The sequence below is a fragment of the Roseimaritima sediminicola genome, assembly GCF_009618275.1.
Classification (GTDB): domain Bacteria; phylum Planctomycetota; class Planctomycetia; order Pirellulales; family Pirellulaceae; genus Roseimaritima; species Roseimaritima sediminicola.
Genome location: NZ_WIAD01000042.1, coordinates 1 through 17,713, shown reverse-complemented (window position 1 = coordinate 17,713; position 17,713 = coordinate 1). Strand labels below are relative to the sequence as shown.

At 64.0% G+C, this 17,713-nt stretch carries 12 protein-coding genes; 8 read left to right on the top strand and 4 right to left on the bottom strand.

Annotation, left to right across the window (positions count from 1 at the left end; genetic code table 11):
- Window positions 1–156: 156 nt before the first annotated feature.
- Together GE027_RS17245 and GE027_RS17240 are read left to right on the top strand one after the other, a co-directional pair.
- The gene (locus GE027_RS17245; RefSeq protein ID WP_153558464.1) at window positions 157–3,231 is read left to right on the top strand and encodes an AsmA-like C-terminal region-containing protein; all 3,075 of its coding nucleotides are present in this window, start codon (window positions 157–159) and stop codon (window positions 3,229–3,231) included.
- Between the two features lie 845 nt (window positions 3,232–4,076).
- Entirely contained in the window at window positions 4,077–5,099 is a 1,023-nt protein-coding gene (locus tag GE027_RS17240) for a polysaccharide biosynthesis/export family protein (RefSeq protein WP_153558463.1), read from the top strand.
- Window positions 5,100–5,175: 76 nt separating this feature from the next.
- On the opposite strand, the gene GE027_RS17235 is transcribed toward GE027_RS17240, so the two are convergent.
- The 3 genes from GE027_RS17235 to GE027_RS17225 form a co-directional block, all read right to left on the bottom strand.
- Window positions 5,176–6,072, bottom strand: a complete 897-nt coding sequence (locus tag GE027_RS17235; RefSeq protein WP_153558462.1) for a hypothetical protein — start codon at window positions 6,070–6,072, stop codon at window positions 5,176–5,178.
- Window positions 6,073–6,235: 163 nt separating this feature from the next.
- On the bottom strand, window positions 6,236–6,460 hold the full coding sequence (locus GE027_RS17230; RefSeq protein WP_153558461.1) for a BON domain-containing protein: 225 nt from the start codon (window positions 6,458–6,460) through the stop codon (window positions 6,236–6,238).
- Window positions 6,461–6,570: 110 nt separating this feature from the next.
- The gene (locus GE027_RS17225; RefSeq protein WP_153558460.1) at window positions 6,571–8,085 is read right to left on the bottom strand and encodes a hypothetical protein; all 1,515 of its coding nucleotides are present in this window, start codon (window positions 8,083–8,085) and stop codon (window positions 6,571–6,573) included.
- 228 nt (window positions 8,086–8,313) lie between these two features.
- Here GE027_RS17225 and coxB point away from each other — a divergent pair, with 228 nt between their 5' ends.
- The 6 genes from coxB (at window position 8,314) to GE027_RS17195 (ending at window position 15,754) form a co-directional block, all read left to right on the top strand.
- Window positions 8,314–9,270: a cytochrome c oxidase subunit II gene (gene coxB, locus GE027_RS17220; protein WP_237607613.1), complete on the top strand. Its 957-nt coding sequence runs from the start codon at window positions 8,314–8,316 to the stop codon at window positions 9,268–9,270.
- Window positions 9,267–11,867: a cytochrome c oxidase subunit I gene (ctaD, locus tag GE027_RS17215; protein WP_153558459.1), complete on the top strand. Its 2,601-nt coding sequence runs from the start codon at window positions 9,267–9,269 to the stop codon at window positions 11,865–11,867. Before coxB ends, ctaD begins: the two co-directional genes overlap by 4 nt.
- Before the next feature lie 19 nt (window positions 11,868–11,886).
- Complete coding sequence (locus GE027_RS17210; RefSeq protein WP_237607612.1) at window positions 11,887–12,324, top strand: transmembrane prediction; 438 nt, start codon at window positions 11,887–11,889, stop codon at window positions 12,322–12,324.
- Window positions 12,324–13,037 carry a cytochrome c oxidase assembly protein gene (locus tag GE027_RS17205; RefSeq protein ID WP_237607611.1) on the top strand — a complete coding sequence of 238 codons (714 nt, stop codon included), beginning with the start codon at window positions 12,324–12,326 and terminating at the stop codon, window positions 13,035–13,037. The genes GE027_RS17210 and GE027_RS17205 overlap by 1 nt, the downstream gene beginning before the upstream one ends.
- The gene (locus GE027_RS17200) at window positions 13,034–14,164 is read left to right on the top strand and encodes a c-type cytochrome (RefSeq protein WP_153558457.1); all 1,131 of its coding nucleotides are present in this window, start codon (window positions 13,034–13,036) and stop codon (window positions 14,162–14,164) included. The genes GE027_RS17205 and GE027_RS17200 overlap by 4 nt, the downstream gene beginning before the upstream one ends.
- A gap of 306 nt (window positions 14,165–14,470) precedes the next feature.
- Entirely contained in the window at window positions 14,471–15,754 is a 1,284-nt protein-coding gene (locus GE027_RS17195) for a PDZ domain-containing protein (RefSeq protein WP_153558456.1), read from the top strand.
- A gap of 566 nt (window positions 15,755–16,320) precedes the next feature.
- Here the strand turns inward: GE027_RS17195 and GE027_RS17190 are convergent.
- Complete coding sequence (locus tag GE027_RS17190; protein WP_162006780.1) at window positions 16,321–17,103, bottom strand: DUF1571 domain-containing protein; 783 nt, start codon at window positions 17,101–17,103, stop codon at window positions 16,321–16,323.
- Between the last annotated feature and the right edge of the window lie 610 nt (window positions 17,104–17,713).

Sequence of the window (17,713 nt, the reverse complement as noted above, 5' to 3'; positions counted from 1 at the left end):
CCTGGCGAGATCAGCAGCCAGTTCCACCAGCCGAGGCAGATCCCCATGAGCTCACTCCGGTCCGCTCGTCGCCCCCTCACTGGCTCCGCCTTCGAACGCTTGGTCACGCTGGGCCTGACGGCGTGGCGCGTTGGTCGTCGAACCCTTCCAGGCGTGATGACGCTGCTGCTAGGCCTGAGCGTCGCGGCGGCCCAGGACCAGACGCCGAGCGAAAACCCGCCGCAGGCCAACCCGGCGGCCCAGTCCGATACAGCACCCCAGCCCGACGAGGCACCCCAGTCCGACAAGGCGTCCGGGGCGGCTCCGGCGAAAACCGAGTATCGGTACTGGACGACCCACTGGTCGTTTCAAGACGTGGACGTCCGCAAGCTGGCCGACCGGCTGGCGTCGATCGGAGTGACCCTGCCGATGGAAGTCGCCGGGGATGTCTCGGTTCGGTTTCGCGTCTCGGTGCCTCTGAACGGCCTCCGCGAGGCCCGTGCGTATCGCTTTGAAGGTTCGCTGTCCTCCAATCGCCTGCGCATCGACGCGCTGGAGTGGAATGATTTTGCGGCCGCCGTTCGCTATCGTGATGGCGTGCTGCATCTGGAAGAATTGCGGACGCTGTGGAGCCGAGCCGGGGCGGGGGCCGTGGCGACCGAAGCGACCGCGGGCACGGTTCGCGGTTCGGCGCGTGTCGAACTGGTTCCGCGAGGCACGCTGGCCGCCGATCTGGTCTTGCAACGAACCGCCATCGGTCCGCTGGTGCAGTTGCTCGAGCGAACCGAGGTGCTGCCGGCCGGCACGCAGGTCACCGGGCGGTTGGATGGTCAAGCAGAATTAATTTGCGCCGTCGACGCCTTGGATGATCCGGCCCAGTGGCAGGTGACCGCCGCGATCGATAGCCCGGATCTGCGAATCAACGGTTCGCCGCCGCTGGACATCGCCAGCGGACCGATCGAGCAGCGCGACGGCCGCTTGTCGGTGCCCTCCTTTGCGGTTCACTACGCCGAGCAGCCGGACGTGCGCGTGACCGGTTCGCTGGGCTACGAATACCTGGGCCGGCGAGCGTTCGAGGTGCGGCTGGTCGCCAACGATGTACCGACCCAGCAGGTGGCCGCCATGTTGGCTCAGCCCGCCGGCACGGCGGAGGGCAAGCTGGACTTGCGTCTGCGAGCGGCGGGACAGCGACAACCGTGGCAGTGGAATGTCGTCGCCCAAGTCGCATCGCCGCAGCTCCGCCTGTGGGGGTTCGATCTGGGATTGCTCGAACACCGGCTGCACTTCGACCAGACGCGGTTTCGGCTGAGCCCAATCGTTCGCAGTTCCGATCGCGGCCAAGCATCGGGCGAGGATGGTCGAGCGGAGATGGCTGAGGCCGACGTCGATGATCGGCTGCGAATCAGAAAAATCGCGGCCGATTACGAACTGCGTCCCGGCGTGCTGGAGCTGGACCGGTTGGAGGGCGAGCTGTTCGGAGGCCGTGTCGAAGGCCAGCTGACCCTGGTTCGCGGCGCCGCCCCGCCGGCTGCGGAGCACCACATCGATGTGAGCTGGAGCGACCTGCGATTGCCCGTGCCGCTGCCGCTGCTCGGGCTGGGCAATCGGATGTTGGTCGCCGAATCCTCGGGCGCGATCGACTGGCGGGTCGCTGCCGCGCGGTGGCAGCGTCCGGACCGACATCGGGGCCGCGCGTCGCTGGACCTGAGGCGTTTGAGTCTGGGCGATGCCGAAATCGGATCGGCGACGGTGCAGCTCAGCCACGACGGCCGGGCGATCGAGCTGGCCGGCAGCGGCGAGCTGTTGGGCGGAACGTTCGCCGTCAGCGCCGATTCGTCGCTGGAGCAGAAGACCAGTTGGCGGGAGGTTTGGCAGGACGCCTGGCGGGCCGAGGTGAAGTTGGACGCGGCCGACCTGCAGCGCGCGGCGCGGCTCGTGCCCGGCCGGACGCCGCTCGACGTCGGTGGCAAAGTATCCGTGACCGTCGCCGTCCAGTCCGCCGCAGATTCCAGCGTGGCGGGTTCTGATGTGGCGGGTTCTGATGTGGTGGGTTCTGATGTGGCGGGTTCTGATCTGGTGGGGCCGCAGTTTACGGCGGCGGTGACGCTGCAGCAGGTCACGTACGGCACGCGGTTGCTTTCGCCGCAGTTGCAGATCCACCTGCGTGGCGACCGGCAACGATTGTGGCTGGACCGCTTCGAAGGCCGCTATGCGGGCGGGACCTGGAGCGGTTCGGGCGGTTGGAGCGATGGTTGGCGGCGCGGACAGATGGTGGTTCGAGCCAGCAGTGTGGACGTGTCGGCGGCCCTGCTCCCGCTGTGGTCCGAAGCGCCCCGGTACGTCGACGGGTACGGCAGTCTGACCGCGCGGCTTCGTTATGCCGACGCGATCCGGTTGAGCGGGGCGGTGCAGTGGCATGAGGGACGATTGATCGAAATCCCGATCCAGACCGGCGACGCGGGCTTTCGCGTGCAGGTGGCCAAGGACCTGAGATCTTGGCGAGCGGATTTGAATCGCATCCAGCTGCGGACGCTGCGCGGCAAGTGGACGGGGCAGGCCAGCGTGGCGTCGACCGTCGATCGCCGCGGGATCAAACTGGCCAGCCACTGGAAGGCGGACCGCGTGGACTTTACCGATTTGTTTCCGACCCGCAGCGGCCCGATCTCGCTGGGAACGGCGCGGGCGTCGGGCGAGCTGACTTTGGGCGGACGATCGATTCGCGGGCTGAGTGATCTGGAAGGCCGCTTTGCCGCCGAACTGGACGGGACCGAGGCTCGCGCGGTACCGGGATTACCGGACACGCAGAACTATTTGGGCGCGGTGTCGTTGGGATCGGTGCGTTTCGACCAAGGCCGCATGGAGGGCGTGATCCGCGGCGGAGCGGTTGTGCTGGACGAGTTCTGGTTGCTGGACAGCCAGTTGCGGGTCTTTGCCGACGGCAAAATTCGGCTGGCCGATGGCCGCATGGCGATCGACGCGGTCCTGAACACCGGCGACTTTGCCGCCCAGAACATCCTGTTGCGGCGGCTGGCCGGTTTCGCCGGCGAGGCGGCCGTGCCCTTGTCGGTCGTCATCCAAGCCAACGAATTGCTCAGCAATCGGACGTTGTTAGTGGGCTTGTCGGGGCCGGTCAGCAATCCGCGAGTGAAGCTGAAATCGATCGACACCCTGCGCGCTAACGCGACCGAGTTCTTCCTGCGTCAAGCTCGCCGCGGCACCGCCGCAGTCGTGCTCGGCGCCGCCCTGGATTAGCGCTTCCCGGGGGCTAGCGCCCAATGTCACTTCCTTTGTAGCGGAACGGCGCGAGCCGTCCGGTTTTGCGGTGCGAACCTTCACACACCGGGCGGCTTGCGCCGCTCCGCTAACGCTTCCATCGCAAGCGATGGTGAAAGTAGATGGCATTGGGCTCGCGCCCTGCGGCAGCTGATGCGTTGATCAGCCGCTGGCGCGCTAGCGTCCGGTTCTGTGGTCTGGCGTCTGCCGCAACACGCTGAATCGCGAAGCGATGGCAGTTGATAGCCTCGGATGCCAATCCGAGGTAGGAGCCCCCCAAGACACGTCAGGAGTCGCGGAGCGACGGCAGTCGTTTGTGCTCGTGCCTTACAGCGTCCATCGAGGAATTGCGTCGCGCAAGCCAAAGGTCGTCGCTTCGCGACTATCCGTGGGGTGGGCTGTGGCCGACCTGGGATTGGCATCCCAGGCTATCGACGGTCGTTGCTTCGCAACTGGCGTAACCGTGGGCTAGCGACCAATGCCACTTTCTTTGTAGCGGAACGGCGCGAGCCGTCCGGTTTTGCGGTGCGAACCTTCACACACCGGGCGGCTTGCGCCGCTCCGCTAACGCTTCAATCGCAAGCGATGGTGAAAGTAGATGGCATTGGGCGCGAGCCCCTGGGGCATGACCCCAACACACGCCAAACCCCGGAGGGGTGACACTGGAGCCTGAAGAGCTTTGCGTCTGGCAAACTGTTCCGGTTGCGTGGAAATGCCGTACGGTGCCTGTTGTGCCGGGCCGCAGGATCGGAGCAAACCAGTTGCAGCGGTGTTGTCGACGAACACTACTGGAACGGTTTGTCCCGCGTAACCCGGTGAATCCTATGATCCGCACTCTGCTGGTTTGCTGCTGCTTGTTGTCGTCGGTCGGTTGCAGCTCGCTGGGTATCTCGCTCTATCCCACCGGACACCTGCTGACGCCGGAGAGCGAAGCGGTTCTCGAGCAGGCGCCGTCTCGGGCCCCGCTGCCACGCGAACTGGACCTATCGGTCGTTCCGGTGCACTACCTCCAGCCCGGCGACGTGCTGTTGATCGAAGCGGTCGAGTTCGATGAGAACGTGCGGTTGCCGGCGGATCAGAAAGTGATGCCCGACGGCACCCTCGACCTGGCCGGCTTCGGTCGCCTGCAGGTCGCCGGAATGACGCTGGAAGAAGCCGAGGCCGCCATCGAGCAGCGGTTGGTCGCGATGCAAGCCTCGCCGGCTCAGGTGAACGTGCGGCTGCTCGACGGCATCGAACGCTACTATGTACTGGGCGAAGTTCAATCGCCCGGCGCTTATCCACTGGTCGGTCACGAAACCGTGCTCGACGGGATCCTGCAAGCCGGTGGGCTGACCGACCTGGCGGCCCCCTGCCGTATCCTGCTCGCGCGTCCCACCGCACCCGGTTCCTGCCGCGTCGTGCTGCCGATCTGCTACCGCCAGATCACCCAGCTGGGCGACACCACGACGAACTACCAACTGCAGCCGGGCGACCGCATCTACATCGCTTCCCGCTCCTGCTGTGAAGAATGGATGTTTTGGAAAGCCAAGCAGAGCTGTGACCGCTGCTGCGGAGCGCAGCAAGCTTGCTGTGCTCCCCAAGCCGTGCCTCAGTACCGGCCGGTCGCCGTCACGCTGCCCGCCTCGCCACCGCTGCCCAATTGGTCTCAGGATCCCCAGCTGGAGCGTCCCGAACCGTTGGTCGCCCAGGACGAGATGATCGAATCCACCGCGCCGCCGACGATCGATTCCAGCGGCGAGTCCCTGCCGCTCCGGCCGACCACCGAAGCCGCCGCGCCGGCGATCGAGACGGTTCCTCGGCGGCCGCTGCGAGACGGTGAGCTGGATTTCGAAGCGCCGCTGTAAGTGGGGCGGGCAACTTTCGGCGGAGCGAAAGGCGACACTTGTCCGAGCTCTGGCGAGTTCAGCTACGAGGGCGCGGCTACTTCAGGGCTTGGAAATCCTTGCGGACCCGGCGGATCAGTTGCTGCTCGTCGGCCGGGACGATGTACAGTTTGCCGTCGATCCCCTTCCGCTCTTTGGGAGCTAAACCGCCGATGCGAACATCGCTGTGCATGCAGGTGATCACGCCCTGAAACACCTCCTGGTAGTCCTCCCAGGCGATCGCCAAGATCATTTTTTCGTCCTCCGAATAGCAGCCGGTCAGGCCGCTCGAGGGCACGACCTGGCTGAGCGGACGCGGATTGACGTCGGCGCGATCGACGCCCTCGGGGACGTAAACTTGGCCGGGAACGTAGCGCGCTTCGGTCGCCCAGGGTTCGGTGGGTAGACGCGTCAGTTCGCCGTCGACCATCAAGAAGCATTTGCGGATGTACGGCGGCTGCGTCTGACGCGCGTCCTCCGGATCGCTGCCCGTGAAGGTGTCGACCCGCATGCAGGGCTGGGCCCAGTGCACGTCCGACGCTTGATCGGTGGGATTGTAAGCCGAGATGTAAAAGCTGACCTCGTCCTCGCCGGCTTCGATGAAGTGCATGAATTTGCAACCGTCCTCCAGCACATCCTCCAGCACCAACCGCTTGCCGTCGCTGCTGACACTGTGACGAGCCGTTTCGTGAGGGATGACCGTTTCCGACCAGTCGCGCTTCGTCGACCCCGGCCGGCAGTAGGCTTCCATGTAGTGGATCCGCACGGGGCCGCCGGGAACGTTCGGGCCGCTGATCTCGAGATAGCCGTCGTCCCAGGACAGCCGCAGTCCGGTTTCGGGTTCCGGTTGAGCTTCGCCTTCAGGGGTGGCCTGTGCCCAGATCGGCAAGGCTGACGAATGTAGAAGCGTCAATGTGACGAACAAGACGATGCAGCGGAGCAGGGGATGGATCATGCGATTGCCCAGTCGGTGATACGAAGTTTCTCGGTGGCGGGTTGCCAAACCCCCACATGATACTCCGTCCGGCTGCGCAAATCACGCGGCATCGAATCCTGTGGCCCAACCGCGTCGACGCTGCTTCCTTGTCGTCGACGGTTATGGATCTGCCCCGACGTTGCTAATCGACGTCGACGGCGTTTAAAACTTGCAAGCCACTGGCAACGCCGCGCACCGTCTCTTGAGCCAGTTGCTTGTGATAGAAGCAGCGCACGCGGCCGCTGATCTGAAGATAGCCCTCATCGCATTCGATCCGCAGCTCCCGCAGCTCGGCGATCGGGCTGTTTCGAAGCAACGTGCGGGCTTGGATTTCTGCCGCTTCACGCCGCTCAACCACGTCAACCATGATTCACTCCATTGGATGGCAAAACGAATGAACACCGCGATCAGATGTTCCGTCCGATAGCGTAGAGCTGGCGAGAGCGACTGTCAAACAGTTGGAAATGCTAGCAAAAACTAGCGTGGTGGCCCGTAGCCTTCGGCACCTTCGTAGCCGCCGTCGGGGCCTTCGCCGTAACCGGCGTCGCCTTCGCTGTAGGGTTCTTCGCCGTAGCCATCCTCGCCGTAACCATCTTCGCCGTAGCCGCCTTCGCCGTAGCCGCCTTCGCCGTAACCGCCACTGCCGTAAGTCGCGGCGCCGCGGCGCGGTCTGGCCTGCATCACCTTCAGCATCACATCGGCCAGGATCGGATCCAGCGAGGCGTGAAACGCTTCTCGGCTTTGCGCCGTTTCCAGCGGAGCAACGTTCAGGTTGACCCATTGGTTCACGGCGTCCAGGGTTCCGCGATACTGGGCGATCAACTCCGGCAGCTTCTCGATTTGCTCGCGCGTCTCGGCGACGGTCTTGTCCCAGTTGTCCGCCACCCGCTGGTCGACCCAGCGACCTTCGACACGCACCATCTTGACGCCGGGGCCACCACGTCCGCCGGGGCCACCGGGGCCGCCGGGTGCTATGCCCGGCGGCTGCATGCCGGAGCCGTACATCTCGGGCGATCCGCCCGGTCCGGGTTGGTCACCGGCTCGGCCCGCTTGGCCGCTTGCGTCATCGTACTGGGCGACGATCGTGCCGTGGTTCTCGTCGGTCATGGTGACCTTGTAACCGGTGGGCAGGTTTGGTTCGACGAGCGGCATCAGGTTGTGGACGAAGCCGGCGGCGAGCTCGTTCCAGCGACGCATTAATCCGTCCAGGTCGCCTTGCTTGGCGCGTTCCAGCGAAGCGACTTCGGGATCGATCGAAGCTTGCACCAATCCGATCAGATTGCGGTAGGTGTCGCGAGCCGCGTTTTCGTCCTGGCTGACCTGGCCCAGGAGGCCGATCACCAAGGGGTGCGAGAAGATCCAGTCTTCCCGACTGGCCAACAGCCGAGTGATGCGATCCAGGTTATCGAGTTGTTGCTCGTAAACCGATTGATCGATTGTTTGGGCGTACAGGACGGTGAGTTCTTCGAGGTCTTTCTGGTAGGAGGCGGGCAGCGAATCCCAGAACACCAGCAGGTGTCCGGCGCGCAGCTGGGCCATTTGATGTTCGACGAATGCTTCCAGCGAAGCGTCCTGAGACGGGGCTTGGTAGGGCGGGGCCGAGTCGCTGGGCTGCTCGATGCGTTCGGCCGAGGGAGCTCGTTCGGCTTCCTGGATCGCGGCCAATTCAGCTTTGATCTCCTCGACGCGTGCCTTTCGCTGTTCGGCCAGATCCAGGGCTCGCAGTCGGCTCTCCGCCTGCAGGTTCTTCAGCAACACCGTTTTCCGCTGGCCATCGGGCAGCGCGAAGACGGCCTTCTCACCCCACAGTCCCAGGAATTCCGCTTCCAGCGTGTGCTGGCCCGAAACATCGGTCCATTGATCGGCCGCGGCCGGCGGCAACTCCGCACCGGCCAATAGGACCAGTCCGGTCAGCAGCGAAAGCAGGGTACGACCGCGATGGGCGGCCGAGGCGGCCGGCAGGAAGGGGCAACGGGACAGTGGAAGACGCATACGAACAGTTCCGAAAGAAAAGAAAGCGGCGGCACGGACAAGCCCCGAGCAGCTCCTTTAAGATTAACTGAAATCCTCGCCGGAGCCAATTTCCGCGGAGCCGCGGCGTCTGGCCATCCGTCGATCGGGCCCCGGCGATGGGGAATTCCAAGTGGGCATAATAAATGCAGCAAGTTGGCTGCACCCCCGGGCGGGGCACCCAGTTTGGCGAGAACCCTGTTTCACAGCATGAACCTCAATCCTTTCGGCATGAATTCGTTGCCTTCGCAATCCGCGCTGGAGACCGCCGGCAGTGGGGCTGCGCAGATTGCCCAGTTGTTCTACGTGATGGTCGCCGGGGCGGTGGTGATCTGGGCCGTGGTGATCGGTCTGGCCGTCTATGCCCTGTGGCGGCCCGGTCGCCATGATCCCCGCTCCACACGTCTGTTGGTCATCGGCGGCGGGGCCGTCATGCCGACCGTGGTGCTGACGGGGCTGCTGTTTTATGGACTCTCCTTTTTACCGGAGCTGCAGCGGCCCGCGCCCGAGGGCAGTCAGGTGATCGATGTTTCCGGGGCGCGGTTCTGGTGGCGAGTGGCCTATCGTTTGCCCGACGGCCGAAGCGTCGAAGCGGCCAATGAGATCCACCTGCCGGCCGGCGAAGCGGTTGAGTTCAAACTGACCAGTGAGGACGTCATCCATTCGTTTTGGATCCCATCGCTCGGAGGCAAGGTGGACATGATCCCCAGTCGCGAGAACCGGTTGAAGCTGCATCCCCAAGTCCCCGGCCGGTATCGCGGCGTGTGCGCCGAGTTCTGCGGGGCTTCGCATGCCCACATGGCTTTCGACGTGGTGGTGCATCCGCGCGAGCGGTTCGATCGTGTTCTGGCCGAGCTGGCTCAGCCGGCGACGCCGCCCGAGGACCCGCAGACGCGCGCCGGCCAAGCGGCATTTCTGTCCCTGGGCTGTGGCGCGTGTCACCAGATTCGTGGCACCCAAGCGGCCGGCAGACTGGGGCCCGACCTGACGCACTTCGGCAGCCGACTTTCCATCGGAGCAGGGGAACTGCGAAACACGCCCGAGAACCTGCGTCACTGGATCACTCGAACCCACGACATCAAACCCGGCGTGGAGATGCCCGCCTTCGAAAACTTGGAAGCGGACGAGTTGGAGGCTTTGGTCGCCTATCTGGAGCACCTGCGATGAGCGATGCCGAGGAAACCCGGCGGCCCGACGACGGGGAGCCACGCGACGGGGAACCACGCGACCAGGAACCACGCGAGCAGGAGCCGCGCGGCGAGGCGCCGGCCGGCAGTGCGGAGCGATTGCTGAAGGCCTGGCATACGCCCGAGGGCTGGCGTTACTGGTCGGCGGTCAACAATTCCGAAGTCGGGTTGTGGTACACGTTGGCCGCCTTTGCGTTCTTTCTGTTCGGCGGCGTATTGGCACTGGTGATGCGGATCCAGTTGGCCGTTCCCGGCAACGACTTTCTGACCGCCGAGCAGTACAACCAGGTCTTCACGATGCACGGCAGCGTGATGATGTTCCTGTTTGCCGTACCGATCCTGGAAGCGATCTCGATTCTATTGTTGCCTCAGATGATGGGGGCGAGGGATTTGCCGTTTCCACGCCTGTCGGCCTACGGTTTTTGGTGTTTCCTGATTGGCGGGGTTTTCGTTTGTGGGTCGCTGTTCTTCGGGGTGGCCCCGCGCGGCGGTTGGTTCATGTATCCGCCGTTGACGACCGAGTACCACGAGGGTGTGGGGCCGGATATCTGGCTGTTGGGATTATCGTTTATCGAGATCGCCTCGATCGCCGCGGCGGTGGAATTGATTGTCGGCGCGCTGAAGTGTCGGCCGCCGGGCATGCGGTTGAATTTAATTCCGCTGTACGCCTGGTACATCCTGGTCGTGGCCGTGATGATCCTGTTCGCCTTCCCGCCGCTGATTGCCGGCGACATGCTGATGGAGCTGGAACGCGCCGCCGACTGGCCCTTCTTCGATGCCCAGCGAGGTGGCGATCCGCTGCTGTGGCAACACCTGTTCTGGATCTTTGGGCACCCGGAGGTCTACATCGTCTTCCTGCCGTCGATCGCCTTGATTGCGATGATCGTGCCGACGTTTGCGCGCGTGCCGATGGCCGGTTACGGATGGATCGTGCTGGCCGCCGTGGGAACCGGCTTCCTCAGTTTCGGGCTGTGGGTGCATCACATGTTCACCACCGGTCTGCCGGGGATCACCATTGGGATTTTTTCCGCCGCGTCCCAGGCCGTGGCCATTCCCACGGGCGTCCAGCTGTTTTGTTTCATCGCCACGCTGTTGATCGGACGCGTGGTGCGAAGCGTCAGTTTGTTGTTCGTCCTGGCGGGGTTGGCTACGTTCATCATCGGCGGATTGACCGGTGTGATGGTTGCCGTCGCGCCGTTCGACTATCAAGCTCACGACTCGTACTTCATCGTCGGCCATCTGCACTACGTGCTGGTCGGCGGCACGATCTTTCCCATCATGGCCGGGTTCTATTACTACTACCCGGTGGTCACCAGCAAACAACTATCCGAACGTTTGGGGACGGTCAGTTTCTGGTTGATGTTGATCGGGTTTAATGTCGCGTTCTTTCCGATGCACCTGAGTGGTTTGTGGGGCATGCCGCGGCGCGTTTACACCTATGCCGAAGGCTTGGGGTTGGAGATTCCCAATCTGATTTCCACCGGCGGGTCGTTTGTGTTGGCCGCGGGGCTGGCCGTGTTTCTGTGGGATGTGCTGCGGCCCAAGTCAAAGCAGCCGCTGGTGAAAAGAAACATCTGGAACGCGGGCACGCTGGAATGGGTCGCGGAGGTTCCCGACCGGCCGTGGGGCATTCGTTCGATTCCCATTATCAAGACTCGCTATCCGCTGTGGCAGCAGCCGAACCTGTTGGCCGACATCGACGCCGGTCGATTCTATTTGCCCGATGCCGAGGAAGGTTTGCGCGAGACGTTGGTGACCAGCGCGGTCGACGCCGAACCGATGCAGTGCTTGCGGGTTCCCGGTCCGACGTTCCTGGCAATGTTTGCCGCGGTGTTTACCGGCGGCGTGTTCATCTTTTCGACCTATCACTGGTGGTGGGCGGCGGGGATCAGCGGCGTATTGTCCTTGGGCACGATCCTGACCTGGTTGTGGACCGGCACGGCTCAGATCCCGGAAAAATCGCACAAGGACGTCGGCCTGGGATTAACGCTGCCGACCTACGTATCGGGGCCCCGCGCGGTGGGCTGGTGGGCGATGTTGATCACGATGCTGGGCGACATCACGGCGTACATCTCGTTGGTGTTCGGGTACTTCTTTTTCTGGACGGTGCACGAGACGTTTCCGCCCCAGCAGTTCGACGGTCGCCCGGTGATCGGTCCGGGAACGCTGTGGCCGATGGTGGCCCTGGCCCTGGCCGGCGCCGCCTGGGCCGCCGTGTTGGGGGCGCGGCGGAGCAACCGAAAGGACCGCGCCGGCGCGTTCTATGGAACCCTTGTCCTTGCGATTGTCTTGGCAGCGTCGGCCGGGGTGGCGTTTGTGTGGGGGCCCCTGGCGCGCGGCATGGATCCCACGCATCACGCCTATTCGGCCATCGTCTGTGTGCTGGTGCTGTGGACCGTGCTGCACCTGGCGGTCGCGATCGTGATGCTGCTGTACTGCGGTGCCCGGCGGTTGGCCGGTCGAATGGACGGGCGGCACGATGCGGACATCGTCAACGTGACCCTGTACTGGCACTTTATGCTGCTGACCGCCGCGATCACCGCGATGGTGATCGGACTGTTTCCCTTGGTCTCGTGACGCAGCGGAGGAGGATTCGATGACGCAATCGGTAAACGCTTCGGCAAACCCATCGCCCTCCGCCCCGCCGCCTCGGTACGAGGGGCAGTCGCTGGAAATCAGCGAGCGTCTGTGGTGGATCGTGATCGGTCCGACGCTGTGGGCGCTGCACTTTCTGGCGTGTTACTTGACCGCCGCGATCTGGTGTGCCAAGTACGCTGCCGAGGCGGATTCCGATGCGCTGCTTTTGATCCTCGTGGCGATCTACTCGGTGGTGGCGGTGGCCGGGATCGTGGTCTTCGGCGTGATCAGTTATCGCAACCACCGTCGCGGCTGCGAGGCGTTGCCCGAGGATCTGGACCGGCCGCGCGATCGCGGACGCTTTATCGCCCTAGCCGGGCTGTTGTTGGCACTGCTCAGTCTGGTGGCCACGCTGTTCACCGCCGCGGTGTTCGTGTTGGTGCGGGGGTGCCACTGATGAAACCTCTGCTGTGGAACCTGGGATGGGTGGTGTTGATCCTGGCTTGGCTGGGCCCGCTGCCGTTCTGGGCGGGTTACTCGTTCGCCGCTCACATGACGCTGCACATGGCCGTCGTGGCCGTCGCGGCGCCGCTGTTGTCGATCGCCGCGGCGGGGTGCCGTTACGATCCGGTGCGCCGCTGGCCGCGCTTCTTTTCGCCTCTGCCGGCCTCGCTGGGCGAGCTGGTCATCGTGTGGGCTTGGCACGCGCCGGGGCTGCATCATTTCGCCCGCCATTCGACGATCGGTCTGGTGATCGAGCAATCGATGTTTCTGGCCGCCGGCGTTTGGGTTTGGTTGTCGGCCTTCGGCGGCCGACTGCCTCGCAGCCGCTCGCGCAGCGGTGCCGGCGTGATCGCCCTGCTGTTGACCTCGATGCACATGACGTTTCTCGGTGCCCTGTTGGCGATGTCGCCGCGGTTGTTGTACGTCCATCACCACGGCGGTGGCGGTCTGCCGCCGCTGCTCGATCAACACATCGGTGGCGCGGTGATGTTGGTCGTCGGCGGGATCGCCTTTCTAGCCGGCGGCTTGTGGCTGACCCGCGACCTGCTGTTGACGTCCCCAAGGCAAGCCTCCCGGCCACCGGCGCAAGCCTCCCGGCCACCGGCGCAAGCCTCCCGGCCACCTGCGCCCGGCGATGAACCGATTCCCTGCGGAGAGACCTCGTGAAGAAGCGACATGTCAAACGCCTCGTCCTGGCCGCCGCCGCCCTGGCCCTCCTGGGCGTGGGGGTATTGGTCAGCGGGATCGTGCCGGTGAAGGCCAGCGGGGGCCACTGGGCGGTGACGCGTTGGGTGTTGGATTTCGCCAGCGACCGTTCGGTATCGCTGCACAGTCGCGGCGTCGATACGCCGCCGCTGGACGAACCGGGCATAGTCCGGTTGGGCGCGGCGATCTACGAAACCAATTGCCGGTTCTGTCACGGGGAACCCGGCGGCGGTCGGCCGCCGGTGGCCGGAGGCATGACGCCCAAGCCGCCGAATCTGCTGACGGCCGCTCGGCAGAAAGAGCCTCGGGAGTTGTTTTACATCGTCAAGCACGGGATCAAGTTCGCCGGCATGCCCGCCTGGCCGACGCAGCAACGCGAGCAAGAGATCTGGCCCGTGGTCGCTTTTCTGCAGCAGTGGCCCGAGACCAGCACGGCGGAGTACCGGCAGATGGTTCATGGCCGCGCCGACGCGCCGGCCGATGTATCCGTCGACGGTTTCGCTGCGACCATCGACCTGGTGCGCCGTCGCTGTGCTGCCTGTCACGGTGTCGATGGTCACGGCATCGGCAGCCCCCGCGTGCCGATCCTGGCCGGACAACGCGAAGCTTACCTTCGCCAGGCCCTGCTGGCCTATCGCGAGCAGGATCGCCACAGCGGTGTGATGATGCCGGTGGCTTACTGGTTGAGTGATGCGCAGATCGCCGCCCTGGCCGCCCATTACAGTTCTCAACCGCCGCCGCCGGAATCCTCGCAGGAATCGTTGGCACGTATCGATCGGGGGTTGCAAAGTGAAGGCCGACGCTGGGCCCATCAAGGCGACGTCGCCGCCAAGATTCCCGCCTGCGTGGCCTGCCACGGCCCTGGAGAACACAGCGATAAAGCACACCAGGCCGAACCGCATTATCCTCGTCTGGCCGGCCAGCCGCAGCAGTACCTCCAGAACCAGCTGCGGCTGTTCGCCGAGCGGAACCGCGGCGGCGGCCCGGACGCTTCGCTGATGCACGAGGTGGCCGACAACCTGGACGAGGATCATCGCGCGGCCCTCGCCGCCTACTACGCCAGCCTCTCGGCCAAGGACGAAAAGTAGCTCGGCTGTCCCAGCCGAGAACAGTGTCACGGCCGGGGACGGCCGTGCTAAGCACGTCGGCATAAATCTTTCGGTGAAACCCCGCGACAACACCCTCCCGCGCAGCGGGAGGGTAAAGCCGAATGAAATGTTGCGACGTGCTACTTTGAACCTCGTCACGGCCGGGCTACTTTCTGTTTGACCGCGGAATTTGATCGCGGGCGCGGTGTTTGCAGCTCATTGGGTTCGAACGACAAAGGACTGCTGTGCCAGCACGGGGTTGGCGTCCGTCCTTGATGGTTTGGTTTCGATAAGGAGAACCCGAGTATGAAGTACGAACGACTGTACCGCTTTCTTCGGCCCGTCGTCTTGCCAGCGATTGCCGGCGCGGCGGTTTCGACGATGGGCATCGCCCAGGGGCAACGACCGGATACGCGTCGCGGCGAGCGTGCCGAAGCGCGCCAGCAGCAGCGTGATGACCGTCAGGAACAACGCGCTGGACAAAATTCTTCCAAGATGTTGTCTCAGCATGCAGAGGACGAGGAACCGGCGCTGGGCGTGATCGTGGGCTCCTGTCCCGGCGAAGGGGTGTGCGTCAAGGACACGGTGTGGAACAGTCCGGCCGACTCGGCGGGGATTCGCCAAGGCGACTACATCTTGTCGGTCGATGGCAAGAAGGTCAGTTCGCCCGGCGAACTGCGGGAGCTGATCAAGAAGATGAAACCGGGGCAAGAAACCTCGGTGACCGTGTGGCGCGAAGGCGAGGAAATGAAAAAGGAACTGATGCTGGCCTCGCGTGCCGAGCAGCAGCCGGAAAGCCACAAAGCCTGGTTGGGCGTGATGCTGGCCCGCACCGATGGCGAAGGGGTGCGAGTGGAACAAGTGGTGCCGCGAAGTCCTGCTGATGAAGCGGGGCTGCAGCGTGGCGATACGATCGTCAAGCAGGGCGGCCAGGAAGTGACCGACGTGCAGGCGTTCGTCCGCAGCGTCGAAGACAAGGGTCCGGGAACGGACTTGCAGCTGACCGTACGCCGTGACGGCGAAGAGCAGCAGATGGACGTGACGCTGGGACATGTGCACGCCGCACCGATGCGTTTCCTGCGAGCCATGCGGCCGCCGATGGATGGGCCTCAAGGCGGTTTCGGAGGCGGCTTTGGTCCCGGACCCGGGTTCGGTGGTGGCGGCGATCCGATGATGGAAGAAACGCTGGATCAGATCCGCCGCCAACTGCACCAGCTGGAGCAGGAGGTTCGCCGGCTGCAGCAACACCATCAGGACTCCGACGCCCCGAGCGACCCGGACGTTTCCCTGCGCTTTGATGCCGCCGAGCAGAACGGCACGACGTTGGTGGTACAGCGAGGCGACTTCTGGGATCGAAATCGTTGGGATCGCGGAAATCGCTGGAACCGCGGCAACCGTTACTACAATGACCGCGGTTGGAACGACGGCTATGGTTACCGCAGCTACCGGCCGCTGTACCGCAGTCCCCGCTACGGCAACTACTACTACAACTACGGCGGTCGACCCTACTACAACCGCGGCGGCGGTTATGGATACGGCTACGGCCGCTCGGGCATCCAGCTCGGTAACTTCGGCGTTTACTGGTACTAAGTAATCCGCCGTCCGAAAGGGCGAAGCCCAACAGGCTCGAAGGCCTCAGCCCGGTCGCCTCACGACCGGTTTGAGGCCTTTCTTATTAGGCTCGTCGCTGAACTCGCCAGAGTTTGGAGAAGAAGCGGCGAGCGGCGAGCGGCGAGCGGTGAGCGGTGAGCGGTGAGCGGCGATAGAATGCAACGTTTTCTCCCCTCTCCCCCGCTGCGCCGCGAGCGTCAGCGAGTGAAGCAGTGGTGGGAGAGGGGCCGGGGGTGAGGGGGTCTCGGGTGCAACGGAATGACTGTTTGTGCACGATTTCCGACTCTCGCTCCGCATCGAAATACGGAAGTGGTGCTGCTCTGCAATGCCCCCTCACCCCCGACCCCTCTCCCCCGAATCCTGGCTCGCTTAGGCTCGCCAGGATTCGGGGGAGAGGGGAGAAAACGAATTTCTTCATACATAGATCCCGCCGGAGCGAGGAGATCTGAAACTGCGTGCGTCGCTCCTCTAAACTCTGGCCGGTTCGGCTACGAGGTGTCGCTCGGTACTTTCGGCGGAGCGAAAGGCGACTCTGGCCGGTTCGGCTACGGCTTGAGGTCGGCCAGTGATGCGGCGGTAGTGACATCGCCGAACTGGTAATCGGGACAGTCGCAGTCGAAATCTTCGTCCGTGAGGCCGACGTTGATCTTCAAGTCGTGATACGTGTACTCTTCCAACAACGGCGGTTCCTCGTCACCCGCTTGCGGCCACAGGTACGACTCGAACCGAATCGGCAACTGCAGATCGTTGTCGACGTAGATCCTCGCCAGGTGGTACTGGAAATGTTTGCGTGGATGCGGGTGCCGTACTTCCACTTTCGTACACACGCGGTGTTTGGTTTTGAAATCGTGCTGCACGGCGACTTCACATTCGCCGTGCTCGAGTTCCGCCCGTCCCACCTCGACCAGCCGCTCGATCAAACGCAGGATCCCCATCTCGGTAATCGGGTAACGGTGGTCGGCCATCGCCATCGGGCCGTGGGGATCGATCAGGGTGGTCAACGAGGACAGGTATCGGCCTCCTTTGCGAACCAGCAACTGATCGTCGTCGCGTCCTTTGACGTACAGGACTTCGCGACCCTCGAGACTCTCCGGTGCCAGGAATTTCAGATAGATGCTCAGCGGCACGATTACGCGTCCGTCCTTCACTTGCTCGTGCCGAACTTTGGCAAACATGTACCTCCGCGGGCTCAAGCGGCCGTGCAGGCGTTCGCGCACCGACAGCACACAGGTGTAATCACGGACGTCCGCCAGCACTCGCTGCCGACCCGCTTCGGCCCAGTCCAGCAGCGGTAGCAGCGGATGTTGGCTGGTTTTGCGTGGTCGCACATCGATCGTTCGAACACCGCGCGGCAGCCGCACTAGTTTGGCCAGCAGATTCTCTTGCCCCGGCAACGATCGATCCTCCTGCGTTGCCGGGGGCGCCGCGGCTGGGGGTGAAGGCGGTTCGCGGGACGGTTCCTCAGCCCGCAGAGGAGCTGCAAGGCCGGACATCAGCAACAACACAGCGGTGGTAGAACAACAGCAGCGAAACATCGTCATCTTTGGCCTCGGTTGACTGGAAGCCGTTCAGGCGGGAGGGCACAGCCGCGATTGCGGCGCACGGTGCGGTGGTTCGAGGCGACGACACGTCCGAGCGACCGCGAATCGACTGCTGTGCGGCTTCGGCACATACGAAAATGGAACGGTCATCGCCAACTTCAATGAATCTTGCAAATGCTGCGCCCATAGCCGCTGCGATCCAGTACCTCGGCCCTCGTAGCTGAACTCGCCAGCGTTTGGACAGCATCGGCGAGAGGGGGCAAATGCCCCCAAAGTCTGGCGGCTTCGACTACAGGACGAGAGGTGTTAAGCGCGTCGCAACATTTAATTCGGCTTTACTCTCCCTCTGGGAGAGTCGGGCTCTCAGGCCCGGAGAGGGTTTTCGTAGGGCCCTCCC

What these genes read in the sequence shown, in the direction of transcription:
- GE027_RS17245 (WP_153558464.1), top strand. Translation starts at nt 157, where the DNA reads ATGACGCTGCTGCTAGGCCTGAGCGTCGCGGCGGCCCAGGACCAGACG.
- GE027_RS17240 (WP_153558463.1), top strand. Translation starts at nt 4,077, where the DNA reads ATGATCCGCACTCTGCTGGTTTGCTGCTGCTTGTTGTCGTCGGTCGGT.
- GE027_RS17235 (WP_153558462.1), bottom strand. Translation starts at nt 6,072, where the DNA reads ATGATCCATCCCCTGCTCCGCTGCATCGTCTTGTTCGTCACATTGACG.
- GE027_RS17230 (WP_153558461.1), bottom strand. Translation starts at nt 6,460, where the DNA reads ATGGTTGACGTGGTTGAGCGGCGTGAAGCGGCAGAAATCCAAGCCCGC.
- GE027_RS17225 (WP_153558460.1), bottom strand. Translation starts at nt 8,085, where the DNA reads ATGCGTCTTCCACTGTCCCGTTGCCCCTTCCTGCCGGCCGCCTCGGCC.
- coxB (WP_237607613.1), top strand. Translation starts at nt 8,314, where the DNA reads ATGAACCTCAATCCTTTCGGCATGAATTCGTTGCCTTCGCAATCCGCG.
- ctaD (WP_153558459.1), top strand. Translation starts at nt 9,267, where the DNA reads ATGAGCGATGCCGAGGAAACCCGGCGGCCCGACGACGGGGAGCCACGC.
- GE027_RS17210 (WP_237607612.1), top strand. Translation starts at nt 11,887, where the DNA reads ATGACGCAATCGGTAAACGCTTCGGCAAACCCATCGCCCTCCGCCCCG.
- GE027_RS17205 (WP_237607611.1), top strand. Translation starts at nt 12,324, where the DNA reads ATGAAACCTCTGCTGTGGAACCTGGGATGGGTGGTGTTGATCCTGGCT.
- GE027_RS17195 (WP_153558456.1), top strand. Translation starts at nt 14,471, where the DNA reads ATGAAGTACGAACGACTGTACCGCTTTCTTCGGCCCGTCGTCTTGCCA.